Source organism: Mesoflavibacter sp. SCSIO 43206 (genome assembly GCF_019904215.1).
GTDB lineage: Bacteria > Bacteroidota > Bacteroidia > Flavobacteriales > Flavobacteriaceae > Mesoflavibacter > Mesoflavibacter zeaxanthinifaciens.
Map to the genome: position 1 here is coordinate 2564919 of NZ_CP063201.1, position 20383 is coordinate 2585301.

14 protein-coding genes are annotated in these 20383 nt (G+C 31.3%); 5 read left to right on the forward strand and 9 right to left on the reverse strand.

The window, feature by feature from the left end; all coding sequences use genetic code 11:
• Positions 1–35 precede the first annotated feature (35 nt).
• Complete coding sequence (gcvT, locus tag INR78_RS11775; protein WP_223076663.1) at positions 36–1106, reverse strand: glycine cleavage system aminomethyltransferase GcvT; 1071 nt, start codon at positions 1104–1106, stop codon at positions 36–38.
• 258 nt (positions 1107–1364) lie between these two features.
• Here gcvT and INR78_RS11780 point away from each other — a divergent pair, with 258 nt between their 5' ends.
• The gene (locus tag INR78_RS11780) at positions 1365–2000 is read left to right on the forward strand and encodes an SDR family oxidoreductase (protein ID WP_223076664.1); all 636 of its coding nucleotides are present in this window, start codon (positions 1365–1367) and stop codon (positions 1998–2000) included.
• On the opposite strand, the gene INR78_RS11785 is transcribed toward INR78_RS11780, so the two are convergent.
• The 4 genes from INR78_RS11785 to thrA all read right to left on the reverse strand — a co-directional run bounded on the left by INR78_RS11785 (position 1997) and on the right by thrA (position 7938).
• A complete protein-coding gene (locus INR78_RS11785; protein WP_223076665.1) occupies positions 1997–3028 on the reverse strand; it encodes a serine hydrolase in 1032 nt (343 codons plus the stop codon). The two genes, INR78_RS11780 and INR78_RS11785, sit on opposite strands and share 4 nt — an antisense overlap.
• A gap of 92 nt (positions 3029–3120) precedes the next feature.
• Complete coding sequence (gene thrC / locus INR78_RS11790) at positions 3121–4413, reverse strand: threonine synthase (protein ID WP_223076666.1); 1293 nt, start codon at positions 4411–4413, stop codon at positions 3121–3123.
• 161 nt (positions 4414–4574) lie between these two features.
• On the reverse strand, positions 4575–5495 hold the full coding sequence (locus INR78_RS11795) for a homoserine kinase (RefSeq protein WP_223076667.1): 921 nt from the start codon (positions 5493–5495) through the stop codon (positions 4575–4577).
• 1 nt (position 5496) lies between these two features.
• On the reverse strand, positions 5497–7938 hold the full coding sequence (thrA, locus tag INR78_RS11800; protein WP_223076668.1) for a bifunctional aspartate kinase/homoserine dehydrogenase I: 2442 nt from the start codon (positions 7936–7938) through the stop codon (positions 5497–5499).
• A gap of 267 nt (positions 7939–8205) precedes the next feature.
• Between thrA and INR78_RS11805 the strand changes: the two genes are divergently transcribed.
• The gene (locus INR78_RS11805) at positions 8206–9765 is read left to right on the forward strand and encodes an NAD(P)H-hydrate dehydratase (RefSeq protein WP_223076669.1); all 1560 of its coding nucleotides are present in this window, start codon (positions 8206–8208) and stop codon (positions 9763–9765) included.
• 53 nt (positions 9766–9818) lie between these two features.
• On the opposite strand, the gene INR78_RS11810 is transcribed toward INR78_RS11805, so the two are convergent.
• A complete protein-coding gene (locus tag INR78_RS11810; protein WP_223076670.1) occupies positions 9819–10853 on the reverse strand; it encodes a TlpA disulfide reductase family protein in 1035 nt (344 codons plus the stop codon).
• A gap of 129 nt (positions 10854–10982) precedes the next feature.
• Here INR78_RS11810 and hutH point away from each other — a divergent pair, with 129 nt between their 5' ends.
• On the forward strand, positions 10983–12494 hold the full coding sequence (gene hutH / locus INR78_RS11815) for a histidine ammonia-lyase (RefSeq protein WP_223076671.1): 1512 nt from the start codon (positions 10983–10985) through the stop codon (positions 12492–12494).
• Here hutH and INR78_RS11820 read toward each other — a convergent pair.
• Positions 12487–12873: a hypothetical protein gene (locus tag INR78_RS11820; RefSeq protein WP_223076672.1), complete on the reverse strand. Its 387-nt coding sequence runs from the start codon at positions 12871–12873 to the stop codon at positions 12487–12489. The genes hutH and INR78_RS11820 overlap by 8 nt on opposite strands.
• An 85-nt stretch (positions 12874–12958) precedes the next feature.
• Complete coding sequence (locus tag INR78_RS11825; RefSeq protein WP_027879076.1) at positions 12959–15505, reverse strand: ATP-dependent Clp protease ATP-binding subunit; 2547 nt, start codon at positions 15503–15505, stop codon at positions 12959–12961.
• Between the two features lie 258 nt (positions 15506–15763).
• Between INR78_RS11825 and gyrA the strand changes: the two genes are divergently transcribed.
• Both gyrA and INR78_RS11835 read left to right on the forward strand, forming a co-directional pair.
• Entirely contained in the window at positions 15764–18313 is a 2550-nt protein-coding gene (gene gyrA, locus INR78_RS11830; RefSeq protein WP_223076673.1) for a DNA gyrase subunit A, read from the forward strand.
• 32 nt (positions 18314–18345) lie between these two features.
• A complete protein-coding gene (locus INR78_RS11835; protein WP_223076674.1) occupies positions 18346–19578 on the forward strand; it encodes a lipopolysaccharide assembly protein LapB in 1233 nt (410 codons plus the stop codon).
• A 51-nt stretch (positions 19579–19629) separates the two neighbouring features.
• Here INR78_RS11835 and INR78_RS11840 read toward each other — a convergent pair whose 3' ends face one another.
• On the reverse strand, positions 19630–20379 hold the full coding sequence (locus tag INR78_RS11840) for a C40 family peptidase (RefSeq protein WP_223076675.1): 750 nt from the start codon (positions 20377–20379) through the stop codon (positions 19630–19632).
• Between the last annotated feature and the right edge of the window lie 4 nt (positions 20380–20383).

Below are 20383 nucleotides of genomic sequence, written 5' to 3' on the forward strand. Positions count from 1 at the left end.
GCTTAGACTGACATAGTATTATTTTCTTTAAAGAATTATCCTTTGTAAAAAGGTAATTTTACTACCGTTGCAGGAACTGCATTTTTACGAATTTGAATGTTAATTTTACTTCCAAAATCACTAAAAATAGGAGAGACGTAACCCAAACCAATTCCCTTTTTTAATGATGGAGACATTGTACCAGAGGTAACTTTACCTATTAGTTTTCCTTGTCCGTCTACAATATCATATCCTGTTCTTGGTATACCTTTTTCGTCTAACTCAAACGCTATAAGTTTGCGTTTTAGTACTTTTTTCTTTTGTTCTTCTAAGTTTTCTGAGTTGGTAAATTTTTTGGTAAACTTAGTAATCCAACCCAAACCAGCTTCAAAAGGAGATGTTGTATCGTCTATATCATTTCCGTAAAGACAATAACCCATTTCTAAACGTAACGTATCACGTGCTGCAAGACCAATTGGTTTTGCACCAGCTTCTGTAACTTTATCCCAAATTTGTTTTACTTCGTTGTTTTTACAGTAAATTTCAAATCCACCGCTACCAGTATATCCTGTTGCAGAGATAATAACATTTTCTATTCCAGCAAAATCGCCTACTATAAAGTTGTAAAATTTAATTTCGGATAAATCGTGGCTTGATAAAGCTTGCATTTTTTCAACTGCATTAGGACCTTGAATAGCTAGTAAAGAATAATCTTCTGATAAATCTCGCATTGTAGCGCCAAAGGTGTTTTTAGAGCTAATCCAATTCCAGTCTTTTTCTATGTTACTAGCATTAACAACTAATAAATATGTATTTTCTTTTACTCGGTATACAATTAAATCGTCAATAATTCCGCCTTCATCATTTGGTAAACAAGAATATTGTGCCTTACCAATAGTTAATTTGGATGCATCGTTACTAGTTACGCTTTGTATAAGGTCTAAAGCATTTGGTCCTTCAATTAAAAATTCGCCCATATGACTTACATCAAATACGCCACAATCTGTTCTAACGGCTTCGTGTTCTATATTTACACCTTCGTATTGAACAGGCATATTATAGCCTGCAAAAGGTACCATTTTTGCACCAAGTGCGATGTGAGTTTCGGTTAAAGCTGTGTTTTTCATTTAATATATTTTTCGTTTCCGTCAAGCGGAAATTTTTAGTTTCTAGTGTCACAAAAGTATTGAAAATTATTGACTACACATTTTGATTTTTGAAGAAATAACTTCAATTTATCACGTACTGAAATTTCCTTTCAATTATTGAATTTATTCGCTTTTAGTGTTAAAAATTTAGCATTTCATTTCAATCTATATTAAACCTAAGTTAAACCTATTTTACAATTCTTATTAAAATCTAACTCTTTTGTAAATTAGAGTATTATGGAAAATATATTAGTAGCAGGTGCCAATGGTACCACAGGAAAAAAAATAGTAAACCTTTTAAAAGAATCTCAGTATTTTAACCCAATTGCAATGGTTAGAAAAGAGGAGCAAATTCCTTATTTTAAAGCTAAAAATGTAGACACTGTTCTTGCAGATTTAACTAAAAATGTAGATAATGCGTTTTCTAAGCCTATAGATAAAGTCATATTTGCAGCAGGATCTAAAGGGAAAAATTTGATAAATGTAGATCAAGAAGGCGCAAAAAAGCTGGTTGATGCTTCTTTAAACAACCAAGTAAAGAAGTTTGTTATGCTTAGTTCTATTGGTGCAGATAAACCAGAAGAAGCTAACCAACTTCAAGACTATTTAAAAGCAAAACATAATGCAGACGAGTATTTAAAATCTAAAGATTTAAATTACTCTATAGTAAGACCAGGATCATTAACTAACGAGCCAGCAGCAAATAAGATTGAGTTAAAACAACACCTTGATAAACATGGCGAAATTAGCCGTAACGACGTTGCACAAACCTTAGTTAGTGTCTTAAATGACGATACAGCAAATAGAGAGACTTTTGAAATAATTAAAGGAGAAACCCTAATTGGTGAAGCTTTACATAAGCTATCTAGCTAATTATTGCGTTTTAAAATTTTAACAACACGACCATACATAACTTCAGATAGGTTCCAATTATAACTTTCAAAGTTAACGGTATTAGTAAATTGTATTACAACAGCATCAATATCTTTATGATACTTAGCGATGCTTTGATAGCCAGGAACTAAGCCAGTATGTTCATATTTATATATAGAGGAATAAATTTTTTGTTCCTCTTTATTTTTGAAAATACTTCCGTTATTTAATGCTCTTAAAAATTTGCCTAAATCTTCTGCAGTCGCAAGCATACCAACATCTTCGGTTTTTAAATCTTTATCATAACCAACATAATAACCACTCATTACACGATTAATATTTACATCGTTTATGGAATTATAAGTGTTTGTTAACTGTAATGGTTTTAAGATATGCTGGTTTATGTAATCAAACTTAGGTTTTTCGGTAACTTTTTCAATAAGTTCTGTTAGTAGTAGGTAGTTGGTGTTACTGTATTCGTAATCTGTATTTGGTTTAAAACTAGCAGGTAAATCCAAAACAATTTTAAGGTTTTCTTCATTTGTATATTTTGGATTTGTCCAATAATTATTAAAATCTGTATAGTTTGGTATACCACTTCTGTGCTGTACCATCATTTTTATTGTTATGGTATTAGCGTATTCGATTCTACCAACTAACTCAGGAAAATAATCGGCTAACGTTTTATTTAAATCAATTTTTTTGTCATAAACTAATTTAGCAATACAAACCGATGTATATAATTTATCATTACTTGCAATTTTAAATAAAGCATCAGGTTTTGCAGGAATTTTATTTTCTGTATTGTGATAACCAGAAGTGTAAAATTGAGGTGATTTTCCTGCTTGATCTACATAAACAATTATACCATCAAAACCGTAATCTGAAGCTTGATTTACTTGTTCTTGAATAGTATTTGGTAAAGGTTCTACCCAAGCAGTTACAATTGGCCAAGGGACAAAGTAGAGTGAAATTACAGTGCTTAATAGCAGAACAATTCTTAGGATTAATTTTGGTCTATTTTTCATTAGTTGAAATTAAAAGTTGAAGCAAACTTATCTCTAATTTGAAAAATACTAAATATTATATCACCGAATTGTAGATGTTAGATGATGAATTGTTATTTCAATAAGAAACGTTTCAATTCTTCATAAGAACTAATTTTAGTCGCCTTTTTCTTTTTATCCATGACGCTTAAAATTTGTGGTGGTAATTCTATATTTTCTTTAATTACATCTTCCACAACATCTAAAAACTTGGTTGGATGCGCTGTTTCTAAAAAGACACAATGCGCGTTTGGATTATTTTTTAAATAGTCTTTACAGCCTAAATATCCAACAGCGCCATGTGGATCTGCAACGTAGTTGTAATCGTTATACATTTCTTTTAAAGCTTCGCAAGTTTCTTCATCTGTATAGCTGTAAGAAGTTAGGTTGTTTTTTAATTCGTTAAAATCTTGATTATAAATTTCTTGTATACGAATAAAATTGCTTGGATTACCAACATCCATTGCGTTACTGATAGTTTGCACCGATGGTTTAGGTTGATAATTTTCGGTTTTTAAAAATTCTGTCACAACATTATTTGCGTTGTTAGAGGCAATAAAATGTTTAATTGGTAAGCCTAATTGTTGCGCCATCATACCAGCACAAATGTTACCAAAATTTCCGCTTGGGACAGAAAATACAATGTCTTTATGTGAGTTATGTAACTGTTTGTAAGCAAAGAAGAAATAAAACATTTGCGGTAACCAACGTGCAACATTTATCGAATTTGCAGATGTTAATTGCATTTTAGAAGTTAATTCTTCATCTAAAAAAGCACGTTTAACCATGTCTTGGCAATCGTCAAAAACACCATTTACTTCTAAAGCTCTAATGTTTTTACCAAGTGTAGTTAATTGTTTTTCTTGAATATCGCTTACTTTTCCGCTAGGATAGAGGATCACTACATTTACGCCTTTTACACCTAAAAATCCGTTAGCAACAGCGCCGCCAGTATCTCCAGAAGTAGCAACTAAAACTGTAACTTCATTAGTGTTGTCTTTATTAAAATAACCTAAGCAACGCGCCATAAAACGAGCGCCAACATCTTTAAACGCCATAGTTGGACCATGAAATAATTCTAATGTTGATATATGCTCTGTAAGTTTTTCAATAGGAAAATCGAAAGACAATGTGTCTTCCACAATTCGTTTAAGTTCTGCTTCAGGAATTTCAGGACTTACAAACTGTTTGATGGCTTCAAAAGCAATTTCGGAATGTGAAAGGTTGTCGATATTATCAAAAAAGGATTGTGGTAAAGGCGTTATTTTTTCTGGAAAATAAAGTCCTTTGTCTGGCGCTAATCCTTTTACTACTGCATTTTCGAATGTAGTAATTGGTGCTTTTTTATTTAAAGAGTAGTATTTCATTGTTTTAATTATCTGAATAGGTTAGAAGTTGGAAGACTGAAGACCGAAGTTTTAAAGTTCATTATTTTAATTTTTTCTGAAAGCAATTATCATATTCATTAATTTTTATAGATTAATACTTTTTTTGAATCTTCCATCTTCCGACTTCCGTTTTCTTTCATTTAAATTATTTTTATGCCTTCAGTATTGATTTTACACACGTAAGTATTAAATTCTATATCTGTTTTACTGTATACGTTTTGTATAGCTTTTTCAACGTCTTTTGCTGTTTTTTCGCCTTTACTTAAAGTGAAAATTGAAGGACCAGAACCAGAAATACCAGTTCCTAATCCACCAGCGTCTATTGCAGCATTTTTTACGTCATCAAAATAGGGAATAAGCTTACTTCTAAAAGGTTCTACAATGTTATCTTTTAAAGAATGGCTTAACAAATTATAATCGTTAGTGTGTAATGCATGTACCAAACTACCAACATTTGCCCATTGCGATATGGCATGTTGTAATTCTACTTTTTTAGGTAAAATGGCTCTAGCTTCAGCAGTTTTTACTTCAATTTGAGGATGAATTATTGTTGCATATAAATCCGCTGGTGTTGGTAATGATAACACTTCCAACGGTTGTGTGCTTTTTACCAAAGTAAAGCCACCAAAAAGCGCAGGAGCAATGTTATCTGCATGTTCGCAACCACTTGCAACAGCTTCACCTTTCATAGCAAATTGGGTTAATTGTGTTGCGTTGTATGGTTTACCTAATAACTGGTTGATTGCAAAAACAACTCCAGACGCACTAGCAGAACTACTACCAATACCACTTCCGGGTTTTATATTTTTATAAATTTCAATCTCAAAACCATAATCTGGATTTGCATCTTGATATATTGCTAAAGCAGCAACGCCAGCCACATTTTTTTCGATTTCAAAAGGAAGATTTGCACCTTCAATTTTTGTGATTTTCAACCCTTTTTCTTTAGATTTTTTTATAATCATTTTGTCACCAATATGATCTAAACAAAATCCAAGGACATCAAAACCACAAGACACATTGGCAACAGTCGCAGGAGAAAATATTTTAATACAATCCATATTATTTACTTCCAATTTTAATAATATCTGCAAATAATCCAGAAGCAGTTACATCTGCGCCTGCACCTGCACCTTTAACAATTAAAGGTTGTTCTGGGTAACGCTGTGTATGGAACATTACAATATTATCTTTACCTTTTAAATTATAAAATGGATGTCCTTCTGGAATTTCTTGTAAGCCAACTTTTGCTTTTCCGTTTTTGTATTCGGCTACATATTTTAGTTGGCAATGATTTGCTTTAGCAGACGCATATAACTTTTGAAAATGAGCTTCGTCTGCAATTAAAGTGTCATAAAAATCGTCTACTGAATTACTCTCTAAGTTTTGTTTGGTTAAAAAGGATTTATTTTCGATATCCTCAATTTCCATTTTTATACCATTTTCTCTAGCTAAGATTAATATTTTTCTAGCGACATCAATTCCGCTTAAATCAATACGCGGATCAGGTTCAGTATAACCTTCAAATTGCGCTTGTTTTACGGTGTCATGAAAATTTTTCTTATCGCTAAAGTTGTTAAACACAAAGTTTAAGCTACCAGACAAAACAGCTTGAATACTAATTACTTTGTCTCCAGATGCTACTAGGTTATTAAGTGTGTTAATTATTGGTAATCCTGCGCCAACGTTAGTTTCGTATAAAAAAGGTGCGTTATATTTTAATGATAAATTTTGTAGCTTTTTATAATTTGCAAATGCGCTAGAACACGCTATTTTACTACAAGCCACAACCGCTACACTTTGTTTTAAGTATTTTTCGTAGATGTTTGCCACATCCTCGTTTGCTGTTACGTCTACAAAAATGCTGTTGCGTAAATTAAGATTAACTACTTTTTGATAAAAACCTTCTATGCTTGATTTATCTGCATGATGAAAAAGTGAAGCCCAATTATTTAAATCGATACCTTCTGGTTTAAAGACCATTTTACGAGAATTTGATAGTCCAATAATTCTAACATCAAGTTTTAGGTTTTTCTTTAAATAACTGCGTTGTTGTTTAATTTGATCTATTAGCTTTTCGCCAACATTACCTACACCTGTTATAAATACATTAAGTTGTTTGGTGTTGCTTTCAAAAAAACGTTCGTGTAAAGCGTTTAAAGCTTTTTTTACATCTTTTTCTGATACAACTGCAGATATATTTTTTTCTGAAGCACCTTGTGCAATAGCGCGAATATTTATATTGTTTTTACCTAGTGTACTAAACATTTTCCCGCTAATGCCTTGATGGCTTTTCATATTATCACCAACTAAAGCAATAATGGATAAGTCTTTTTCTACAACAATTGGATTAATTTTATGAAGCGAAATTTCATAATCAAAAGCAGTATCAATAGCTTTCTTGGCACGTTCAGCATCCGATTTATCAATTCCGAAGCAAATAGAATGCTCAGAAGACGCTTGTGTTATAAAAATCACATTGATTTTTTCATTAGCAAGGACTTCAAATAAGCGTTTAGAAAATCCAGGAATACCAATCATTCCGCTTCCTTCAAGTGTAAGTAAAGCAACGTCGTTTATATTACTTATACCTTTAACGGTTAAGTTTTTCTCGTTGTCTTGTTTGGTGATTACTGTTCCAATAGCGTTAGGATCAAAAGTGTTTTTAATGTGAATTGGTATGTCTAAATCTAACACAGGTTGTACTGTTGGAGGATATAATACTTTGGCTCCAAAATGCGATAATTCCATAGCTTCTTGATACGATAAATTATCAATAGGAAATGCTTGTTTTACTAGTTTTGGATTTGTTGTGTACATACCACTTACATCTGTCCAAATCTCCAATTGATCTACTTTTAATGCAGCAGCAATAATAGCAGCGGTAAAATCTGATCCACCACGACCTAAAGTTGTTGGTTCTCTAGAAGTAGATTTAGATACAAAACCAGGTAATACTGTAATTTGTTTAGGTGTTTTGAAGTAGGATTTGATATTATTGTTAGTTACTTCAAAATTAACTTGGGCACGTGTAAAATTACCGTCAGTTACAATTAAATCTTGGCTATTTTTTAATTCTACATCAAAACCTTGAGTTTTCATTGTTTTAGCAATGATAGTAGAAGATAAGTGCTCACCAAAACTTACTAGTTTATCAGATGTTTTTGGCGATAATTCGTTTATCAAATAAATACCATTCAATAATTCTTTTAATTGATTAAGTTTATCTTCTACAACAGTCGTTATGGGTTTACTAGGTTTTGGTAGTAATTCGCTTATTGTTTTAAAATGAATGTCTTTAATAATTTCAAATTCATTTAAATAACTTTTATCTTTATTTTTAGCTAATTGCCCAGCTTTTAATAATTTATCTGTGATGCCACCAATTGCAGAAACTACGCATATTACAGTATCTTCTTGCGATTTTTCTTTTAAAATGGCTATAACTTTATTTATGTTTTGACTAGAACCTACAGAGGTTCCTCCAAATTTTAGAACTTTCATCTAGTTTGTATGTAATTAATTAAAATTTGTAGTTTTTAAACTACCTTAAACGGAAGATATATAGAAGCATAACCCTAACGGGTCATTGTCATAAAAAAAGTAATAATTAAAGAAGTTGTTTTCATCTTTTTGCTTCAATACTTATCAAATGTATTACTTTTACCTTAATAAACAAACCTAAGTTTGATTTTTGATAGATTAATAAATTTAAGCTTAAATTTTATTAATAATGAAACTTAAAATGAATGTTATAATAAATTTTTATAGATGAAAATATTTTCGAAAGAACAGATTTATGAAGGTGATGCATTAACCGCTAAAAAACAAAATATAAGTTCTACAGATTTAATGGAACGTGCTGGAATACAAATTTTTAATTGGTTACACATGCGTATGCATGGTGCGCAAGTACCAATTCATATATTTTGTGGTATTGGTAATAATGGAGGAGATGGTTTAGTAATTGCTAGGCACTTAATAACTCATGGTTATAATGTTAAAACGTATATTGTTAATTACAGTACGTCAAGATCAAAAGACTTTTTGATTAATTACGATCGTATTAAAAATACAACTAAAGATTGGCCAATATTACTAAATGAAGAAAGCGAATTACCGCAAATAGAAGAAAGAGATATTATTGTTGATGCTATTTTTGGTATAGGTCTAAACAGACCAGTAGCTAATTGGGTAGTAAATATTTTTAATCACTTTAGAGCTACTAAAGCTTTTGTTTTATCTGTAGATATACCATCAGGTTTGCAAACAGATGCTGTGCCAACATCACCAAATAATGTTGTTAATGCAGGATATACATTAAGTTTTCAATCACCTAAATTAGTTTTTTTCTTACCAGAAACTGCAAAATACACGGTACAATGGGAAGTATTAGATATTGGTATAGATCCTGAATTTTTATATACGACATCTACCGAAGCAGACTTAATTGGAAAAAATGAAGTCTTAACAATATACAAGCCAAGAGAAAAATATAGTCATAAAGGTACTTTTGGACACGCTTTAATTATTGGAGGTAGTTATGGTAAAATAGGAGCAGTTAACTTGGCAGGAAGAGGCGCACTAAGTGCTGGTGCTGGAAAAGTAACAGCTTTTACACCCAAATGTGGATATATTCCTTTACAAGGCGCTTTTCCTGAGTTAATGTTAATTACAGATAAAGATGAAGAAAAGCTTACCGAGATTAATTTTGATATAGACGCAAATGTTATAGCTTTTGGAGTAGGAGCAGGTACAGATAATGAATCTATAGATGCTTTTGAAGCTTTCTTAAAAACAAATAAAAAACCTTTAGTCATTGATGCAGATGGTATAAATATGTTGGCTAAACGAGAGTCACTATTAAAGCTCTTACCAGAACGTCAAACTATCTTAACACCACATCCTAAAGAATTAGAACGTTTAATAGGGACTTGGAAAGATGATTTTGATAAATTACAAAAAACAAAAGCATTTAGTAAAAAGTATAAATGTATAGTAGTTATAAAAGGCGCTAATACAATAACGGTTGCAGAGGATAAACTATATGTAAACGTTACCGGCAACCCAGGATTAGCAACAGCAGGTACAGGAGATGTTTTAACTGGTATGATTGCAGGTATGATAGCACAAGGCTATGATTTATTATCTGCAACAGTATTTGCCATTTATTTACACGGTAAAGCGGCAGACTTACTTGTAGATGAGTTAGGTTATCAAAGTTTTATAGCAACACATGTTGTTGAAGGAATACCGTTAGCTTATCTAGATTTATTTAAAAAACCAGAACAACCTCAAGTAGAAGAAGAGGATGATGGTGAAGAAGATTAAATAAAAAAAGCGAGCTTATAAAGCTCGCTTTTTTTGTTTTAAATTGTAACAGATTAGATGTTTAATGTATCTAATAAAGTTCTTAGTTGTTCATCAGATGGTCTTGGTGCATCTGGTGTTACAATTTTTCCTTCAGGATCAATTAATATAAACCTTGGTATACCATTAATCTTATAGTCTTTAATAAAATCACTTTGCCACCCATTAGGAGCAAATAATTGCACACCTGTTAACTCTTTATCGGCTACCATAGTTTTCCAAGCTTCGTTTGCGTTTTCCATAGATCCTTTGTGTGCTCTTGCGTCATCAATTGATATGCTTACAAAAGTTATATTTTTGTCTTTGTAGTCTTCATCTAATTTTTTTAATGAAGGAATTTCTACTTTACAAGGTGCACACCAAGTAGCCCATACATCTATATAAACATATTTTCCTTTTAAATCTTCTAAAGATGTAGTACCACCAGCATAATTTTCGTAGTCTTTAAATGAAGGAGATTCAGAACCTTTTGGTAACTGAGATCTTAGTTTAATAGACTCTCCAACATATCTTTTTATAGACATAAGCATTGGATTAATTTGACTCTTAGAGGTAGCAATAATACTAGAATCTATATTTTTGTTTTTATCATAAAAAGCCATCATTTCAGATTTAAGGCTTTCTAGTTTTTTTTCAAAACCTAAAGAGTCAAGATTTTTTAGAGCTTCTAAATCAATTAAACCGCTTTCAAACCTTGCCTTTTCTACTAAAAAATTTGAATTTTCTACGTCTTTACCTTCATATTTAATAGTTTCTCTAAAGTTTTCTGCATCAACAGAAAGTTTGATATCTGCATCATTTTTAAGATAAACAAAAGCTTGTTCCTTTCCATCATAAATACCATAAACTCCAGGATTTACTTTTAAAGTGTCACTAAAAGTTCCATCTTCATTAACCTTAATAGTTTTTTTGTAATTTCTTGATTGAAATACAAATAAAGAATCACTATTTGCGTTTTCGATTTTACCAGAAAAAGTAGCGTAATCTTTAGGTTCTTGTTTGCAGGCTATTATGGCCAAACCTGCTAAGCACATTAAAACTTTCTTCATTATAGATTATTTAATTTTCAATCAAAAATAAAAGAATAATTTGAGGATTTCTTATTTTGACGAATTATTAACAAAAACTTGCAGAATTTATCTCAAATTATGACTTTTGGGACACAATAAAATATGTCCATGAGTTCAATTCATTATATATCATCACAGCCATTAGATTTGGCAACTATTCAATCTATAATTTTAGAAAAAAAACACTTACAATTATCAAATGAAGCTATTGATAAAATAGAAAACTGTCGTGCTTATTTAGATGAAAAATTAAAAACAGAAACTAAGCCAATTTATGGTATAAATACAGGTTTTGGATCGTTATATAATGTTAAAATAAACAAAGAAAACTTAACTAAATTACAAGAAAATTTAGTCATGTCTCATGCTTGTGGTACAGGAGATGTTGTGCCTAATGAAGTTGTTAAGTTAATGTTGCTACTTAAAATACAATCTTTAAGTTATGGGCATTCTGGCGTGCAATTACAAACTGTACAGCGCTTAATTGAGTTTTTTAACAATGATATCTTACCTGTAATTTATACACAAGGATCATTAGGAGCTTCTGGTGATTTGGCTCCTTTAGCTCATTTAGCTTTACCTTTAATAGGAAAAGGAAAAGTGTGGTACAAAGATGCTATTTTAGAAGCAGAAGATTTAAATACATACTTTAAATGGGATGCTATTAAATTAATGTCTAAAGAAGGTTTAGCATTATTAAATGGAACGCAATTTATGAGTGCTTATGGTGTGTTTTTATTATTGAAGTCTTATAAATTATCTTATTTAGCAGATTTAATAGGCAGTATTTCTTTAGAAGCTTTTGACGGAAGAATAGAACCTTTTAATGAATTAATACATTTAGTAAGACCACATAACGGACAATTAAAAACTGCAGAAAGAGTAAGAGAATTTTTAGAAGGTAGCGAAATTATAAGTCAAGAAAAGCAACACGTACAAGACCCTTATAGTTTTAGATGTATACCACAAGTGCATGGTGCAACAAAAGACACTTTATCTTTTGTAGAAAAAACATTTATAACAGAAATAAACTCTGTGACAGATAACCCAAATATTTTTGCTGAAGAAGATGAAATTATTTCTGGAGGAAATTTTCACGGTCAACCTTTAGCTTTAGCATTAGATTATTTAAAAATAGCCATGTCAGAATTAGGTAATATTTCTGAAAGGCGAGTTTTTCAATTAGTATCAGGACTTCGTGGTTTACCTGCATTTTTAGTAGATAATCCTGGTTTAAATAGTGGGTTTATGATACCGCAATATACCGCAGCAAGTATTGTTAGTGCTAATAAACAGTTAGCAAGTCCTGCTAGTGTAGATAGTATTGTATCAAGTAATGGGCAAGAAGATCACGTAAGTATGGGGGCAAATGCAGCTACACAAGCTTTTAAGTTAATAGATAATGTAGAGCGTGTTTTGGCTATAGAGTTATTTAATGCTTCTCAAGCTATATACTTTAGAGCACCATTAAAATCTTCTGATTTTATAGAATTATTTTTACAAAGTTATAGAGTAGAAGTACCTTTTGTAAAAGAAGATGAAATTTTACACGATGATATAGAAAAATCAATACTATTTATTAATAATTTAGGTATTGACTCGAGTGAGTTATTTAGATAGTTTTCTCTGGGCTATTATCTAAGATGTTTTTTGCCCATTTAAGACCTTCGTCTAAATCGTCAAAAATTGCAAAAGGAAGATCTAGGAAAAGGCTTTCTATTTCTGCATTTCTTGCAGATAATGAAGTGGAAATAACTCCAAAACCTTTTAGGTTTTCCATTTGATTTACTAAAGTACTATATTTTGTAACGTCAACAGAGTAGGAATTTTTCCTGTGAGTTAAATATACAAATGGAGTTTGTTTAAAATAGTTAGTACAAGTTTGAGCAATAATTTTGCTAGTTTCTAAGTCTACATGCACGCCTTCATTTATTACCGCAATTGCAATTTTGTCTATAAATTCTAAGGTGCAAAAATCTAATGTGATTTTTATAGGCATATAGGTTGGTTTTAACTCTTTATAAAGATAGAAAAAAACCTGTTAAAATAAATAATCAACAGGTTTTTATTATAATTAATTATTGTTATTTAGCTTCTTCTGATGATTGAATAGAAATAACTATTTCGTTATTGTCTTTATCTAAATCCATAACTATATTATCTCCTTCTTTTAATTTAGAAGTAATAATTTCTTCAGCTAAAGCATCTTCAATGTATTTTTGAATAGCACGTTTTAATGGTCTTGCACCGTATTGCTTATCAAAGCCTTTTTCTGCTATAAAGTTTTTAGCATCTTTAGTTAATTGTAAATTGTAGCCTAAACCATCAATACGTTTTAATAGTTTTTCTAATTCTATATCAATAATCTTATTAATGTCTTCTTGTTCTAAAGCATTAAAGACAATAACATCGTCAATTCTATTTAAAAACTCTGGTGCAAAAGATTTTTTAAGTGCATTTTCAATAACGCTTCTAGCATTTGCATCTTCTTGAGCTTTTTGAGACGATGTACCAAAACCTATACCAGTACCAAAATCTTTTAATTTTCTGGCACCAATGTTAGAGGTCATGATTATTATAGTGTTTCTAAAATCTATTTTTCTACCTAAACTATCTGTTAAATAACCATCATCTAAAACTTGAAGTAACATATTAAATACATCTGGATGCGCTTTTTCGATTTCGTCTAAAAGTACTACAGAATATGGTTTACGTCTTACTTTTTCTGTGAGTTGTCCTCCTTCTTCATAACCTACGTATCCTGGAGGTGCACCAACTAATCTAGATATGGCAAATTTTTCCATATATTCACTCATGTCTATTCTAATTAGCGACTCTTCACTATCAAATAATTGCTTTGATAAAACTTTAGCTAATTGTGTTTTACCAACACCTGTTTGTCCTAAAAAGATAAATGAACCAATTGGTTTATTTGGATCTTTTAATCCAGCACGGTTACGTTGTATTGCTTTAACAACCTTAGCAACAGCATTATCTTGACCTATAACTTTACCCTTAATTAGCTCTGGTAATTGTGCTAGTTTATTACTCTCGGTTTGTGCTATTCTGTTTACAGGAACACCTGTCATCATAGAGATAACATCTGCTACATTATCTTCTGTTACTGTCTCACGATGTAATTTAGTTTCTTCTTCCCATTTTTCTTGTGCAACAGCAAGTTCTTTTTCTAAACGTTTTTCGTCATCACGTAATCTTGCAGCTTCTTCGTATTTCTGCTTTTTTACAACAGAATTTTTTGTTTCTCTAACTTCTTCTAGTTTTTTCTCTAATTCTAGAATTTGTTTAGGGACATCAATATTGGTAATATGAACACGAGAACCAGCTTCATCTAAAGCATCTATTGCTTTATCTGGCAAGAAACGATCTGTCATATATCTATTGGTTAACTTAACACAAGCTTCAATAGCTTCATCTGTATATTCTACATTGTGATGATCTTCATATTTAGCTTTAATGTTATTAAGTATTTGAATAGTTTCTTCAACAGTAGTAGGCTCTACAATAACTTTTTGAAAACGACGCTCTAAAGCACCATCTTTTTCTATGTATTGTCTGTACTCATCTAAAGTTGTAGCACCAATACATTGAATTTCGCCACGTGCTAAAGCAGGCTTAAACATATTTGAAGCATCTAAGCTTCCTGTTGCGCCACCAGCGCCAACTATGGTGTGAATTTCGTCAATAAAAAGAATAACATCATCATTCTTTTCAAGCTCATTCATGACAGCTTTCATACGTTCTTCAAACTGTCCGCGGTATTTTGTACCAGCAACTAAACTTGCAAGATCTAACGTAACTACACGTTTGTTAAAAAGTATTCTAGATACTTTCTTGCTTACAATTCTGTTAGCAAGTCCTTCTGCAATAGCAGATTTACCAACACCAGGTTCGCCTATTAAAAGTGGATTGTTTTTCTTACGACGTGATAATACTTGAGACACTCTTTCAATCTCTTTTTCACGTCCAACTACTGGGTCTAGTTTACCTTCTTCTGCCATAGCAGTCAAATCGCGACCAAAATTATCTAAAACAGGAGTTTTAGACTTTTTGTTGCTTTTTGATGAAGGCGTATTAAATATATCTTTTGATGCATCGTCTTGTTGTGCATCATCTTCAGGAAACTCGGCTTTAGGGCTTCCTGTTATATCTTCAAAATTATCATCGTTTGTAATCATTGACTTAAATTGTTCTTTTACATTATCATAATCTACTTTAAGCTTATTTAAAAGCTTTGTAGTAGGATCATTTTCGTTTCTTAAAATACATAGCAGTAAATGTGCTGTGTTTATTGATGTGCTTTGAAAAAGCTTAGCTTCTAAGAAAGTAGTTTTTAAAGCACGTTCTGCTTGTCGTGTTAAGTGCAAGTTTTTCTTTTCGTTAGAAGTTATTGATGTATTTGGGTTGGCAGGACTTAAAATTTCTACTTTACGCCTTAAATGATTTAAATCAATATCTAATGCGTTTAAAATATTAATAGCCTTACCGTTTCCGTCTCTTAAAAGACCAAGCATAAGATGTTCTGTGCCAATAAAGTCGTGCCCTAATCTAAGCGCTTCTTCTTTACTGTATGCAATTACATCTTTAACTCTTGGTGAAAAATTATCGTCCATATTTATTTCCTTTCTGCTTTAAAAATAGTAAACATAATTAGTATAGGCAAAAACTGTACCTTAAATAATATGTTAATTGTTTTTGGTTTGAAAGTAAGAATAATCTACAAATTAACAGTGATTAAGTTATTAACTAAAAAAGGGGCTAAAATTGTTAATAAAAAACACTAAAAAAACCTAGTAAAAGGCTTACCGTTACTAACGAAAGTTTTATATTAGCGTGTTTTGAAATAAAGAATATAACAAATTAAATTATATATGGCAGAAGGAGAAAAACTCATTCCGATTAACATTGAAGATGAAATGAAGTCGGCTTACATTGATTATTCAATGTCAGTCATTGTGTCACGTGCTTTACCAGATGTAAGAGATGGTTTAAAACCTGTACACAGACGTGTGCTTTTTGGTATGCACGAATTAGGTGTTAGGTCTAACACTGCACATAAAAAATCTGCAAGAATAGTTGGTGAGGTTTTAGGTAAGTATCATCCACATGGTGATACCTCAGTATATGACACTATGGTGCGTATGGCTCAAGAATGGAGTTTACGTTATATGTTAATAGATGGTCAAGGTAACTTTGGATCTGTAGATGGAGATAGTCCTGCAGCAATGCGTTATACAGAAGCGCGTATGCGAAAGATATCTGAAGACATGTTGGCAGATATCGATAAAGAAACTGTAGATCATAAACTAAATTTTGATGATACTTTAGAAGAACCAACAGTTTTACCTACACGTATTCCTGGTTTATTAATTAATGGTGCTTCTGGTATTGCTGTAGGTATGGCTACAAATATGCCACCTCATAACTTAACAGAAGTTGTTAATGGTACTATTGCTTACATTGATAATAACGATATTGAAGTAGATGAATTAATGCAACACATTAAAGCTCCAGATTTTCCAACCGGTGGAACAATCTATGGCTATGATGGTGTAAAAGAAGCATTTCATACAGGTCGCGGACGTATTGTTATGCGTGGTAAAGCTAATGTAGAAGAAGTTAACGGAAGAGAATCTATTGTAGTTACCGAAATACCTTATCAAGTTAACAAAGCAGACATGATTAAAAAGACTGCTGATTTAGTTAACGATAAAAAATTAGAAGGAATTTCTACAATTCGTGATGAGTCTGACCGTAACGGAATGCGTATTGTTTACGTGCTTAAACGTGATGCAATACCAAATATAGTTTTAAATAAATTATTTAAATACACAGCTTTACAATCTTCTTTTAGCGTCAATAATATTGCTTTAGTAAATGGTAGACCAGAACTTTTAAATTTAAAAGACCTAATCTATCACTTTGTAGAGCACAGACATGATGTTGTAGTAAGACGTACTAAATATGAATTACGTAAAGCTGAAGAACGTGCACATATCTTAGAAGGTTTAATAATAGCTTCAGATAATATAGACGAAGTAATCTCAATAATTAGAGCATCGTCTAACGCAGAAGAAGCAAGACAAAAATTAATAGATCGCTTTGAGCTTTCAGAAATTCAAGCTAAAGCAATAGTAGATATGCGTCTACGCCAATTAACCGGTCTAGAACAAGATAAGCTACGTAGTGAATATGAAGATATCATAAAGACAATAGCAGATTTAAAAGATATTTTAGAAAAGAAAGAGCGTCGTATGGACATTATCAAAGAAGAACTTATCGAAGTTAAAGATAAGTACGGAGATGAGCGTCGTTCTACAATAGAATATGCTGGTGGAGATTTAAGTATCGAAGATATGATACCAGATGAGCAAGTAGTTATTACTATTTCTCATGCAGGATATATCAAGCGTACATCTTTAACAGAGTATAAAACACAAAATAGAGGTGGAGTTGGTCAAAAAGCTTCAAATACAAGAAATGAAGACTTCTTAGAAGATTTATTTGTGGGTACAAACCATCAATATATGTTATTCTTCACCCAAAAAGGAAAGTGTTTCTGGATGCGTGTTTACGAAATACCTGAAGGTTCAAGAACATCAAAAGGTAGAGCAATACAAAACCTTATTAATATTGAACAAGATGATAAGGTTATGGCATTTATCTGTACTCAAGACCTAAAAGATGAGGATTACATAAATTCTCATTATGTCATAATGGCAACAAAACAAGGTCAGGTTAAGAAAACAGCTTTAGAGCAATACTCTAGACCTCGTACTAACGGAATTAACGCAATTACCATTAAAGATAATGATGAGTTACTAGAAGCAAAACTAACAACAGGTAACAGCCAAGTTATGTTAGCCTTAAAATCTGGTAAAGCTATTAGATTTGAAGAAGCAAAAACACGTCCAATGGGTCGTAATGCTTCAGGAGTAAGAGGTATTACTTTAGGTAATGATAATGATGAAGTAATAGGAATGGTAACTGTTAACAATCCGCAAGAAGAAACTGTATTAGTCGTTTCAGAAAACGGTTATGGTAAACGTACATTTATTGATGATCCAGAAGATGGAGAAGCAGTTTACCGTATCACTAATAGAGGAGGAAAAGGTGTTAAAACTATTTCTATCACAGAAAAAACAGGAAGCTTAGTTGCAATAAAAAGTGTTACAGATTCCGATGATTTAATGATTATTAATAAATCCGGAATTGCTATTCGTCTAGCAGTAGAAAACTTAAGGACTATGGGTAGAGCTACTCAAGGTGTTAAGTTAATAAATCTAAAAGGTAACGATTCTATAGCTGCTGTAGCTAAAGTGATGAAAGATGAAGATGAAGAAGAAATAGATATTGAAAACATAGAAGACACTGCCAACACAGAAGATGGCACAACTATTGCTACTAACGAAGAAGAATAAATAATTTATAAAATTTAAAACACAAATTTAAAATGAAAAAACAAGTAATTATTGCTTTAGCATTAGTTGTATCTGTTTTTACTTTTGCCCAAAAAAAAGAAGTTAAAGCATTAGAAAAAGCAGTAAAAAAAGACAATTTTGCAGAAGCTAAAACTATAGCAACACAATTAGATTCTCAAGTCTCTGCTATGGATGATGACTTAAAAGAAGATTATTATCTAGCTGCAGCAAAAGCATATTATGCTAACGGGACGTCTACTAATGCAGATACTAATAAAGCTATAGAAAATATACTTAAGGTAGGAGCAGAAGGAGCCGAGTTTAAAAGAATCATAGAGAATGATCTGTTAACAAAAGCAAATAATTTTTACTCAAGTAAAAAGTTTAATAAAGCAGCAGAAACTTTTAACATGATGTATCAAGTTAATCCAGAAGCACAAGACTATTTATATTACACAGCAGTAAGTTATATAGGTGCTCAAAACTTTGACAAAGCATTAGAGTCTTACTTAGAGTTAGATAAATTAGGCTATACAGGAGAAAAAACAATGTTTGTTGCTACAAACAAAGAAACTGGACAAGTAGATAGCTTTAACAGTAAATCTGAAAGAGATATATATGTAAAGAGTGGAACACACACAGATCCAGAGACCCAAAATACAGAATCTAGAGCTTCTGAAATCACTAAAAATATTGCATTAATTTACATTAATAAAGGTGAAAAAGACAAAGCTTTAGCAGCTATAGAAAAGGCAAAACAAGCAAACCCAGATGATGTTAATTTATTAATTAACGAAGCAAACATTTATTTTGAAATGGGTGATGAGAAAAAGTTTCAATCAATCTTACAAGAAGCTATACAAAAAGAGCCTAATAATGCAGACTTACATTATAACGTAGGTGTTATTTACATGAATAACAAAGAGATTGAAAAAGCAAGACAATCTTTTGAAAAAGTATTAAGCTTAAAACCTGCAAATGCAGATGCAGCATTAAATTTATCTACATCATACCTTGAAGAAGGAAATGCTTTAGTAGAACAAATGAATTCCTTAGGAAACAGTAGAGCAGATGATTTAAAATATGAAGAACTTAAAAAGAAGAAGTCTTCTCTATTTGATCAAGCAGCACAAACGCTAGTAGATTTTAAAAATAATAATACTTCTGTACCTACATCTGTTTTACAACAGTTAAAGAATATATATAATGCTTTAGGCGAAGTAGAAAAAGCAAAAGCAATTAATGCAGAGATTGAAGGGAAATAAAACCTTTAACTATTATAATAAAAAAGCCTCCTAAATTTTAGGAGGCTTTTTTTATATTATCTTTTTAATAACTCTAAGTTTATGGGTATGCATCCGTCTATCTGCATTGTAAATACCTGTATGATCTAAACGATCTATCCTTACTTTTCCATGCGCATGTATAATATAATTGTCTTGCATTATTATGCCAACATGAATAATTTGGCCTTCATTATTATCAAAAAAAGCTAAATCACCTGGTTCACTTTCTTCAATAAAACTTAAAGCTTCACCTTGTGTGGCTTGTTGTGAGGCATCACGCAATAATTTATAACCATTAAGTTTATATACCATTTGTGTAAAACCACTGCAATCGATACCAAAAGGAGTTTTTCCTCCCCAAAGATAAGGAGCATTTAAATATTTAAATGCAGTTTCAATTAAATGACTTTTTTCTTGTGTTTGATCTACAAAAGCACCTTCATATTTATGATTTAATAGACTAACACCATTTAAGCTAGAACCTAAAACAATTGTATGAAGTTGCTCAATTTCATCCTGAATAAACTCAACTAAATCTGTTGAGATTTTTAAAGGTTGATTATTTAAGTCATTATAATGTTCTTCTGTAATTTCTACATATTGTTTATTATCAATCCAGCCTTCATATTTATCAAAAGCTAATCTGATTTTACTCCATTTTTTTCGTTGCTCTAAAACTTTAAAAACATCACCGTAAATGACCTGAGATACCATTTCACTTGTGTCTGATGCTTCTAATCTTAAAGGAACAATGCTTAAATTACAAATTCCGTATTGCATTAGT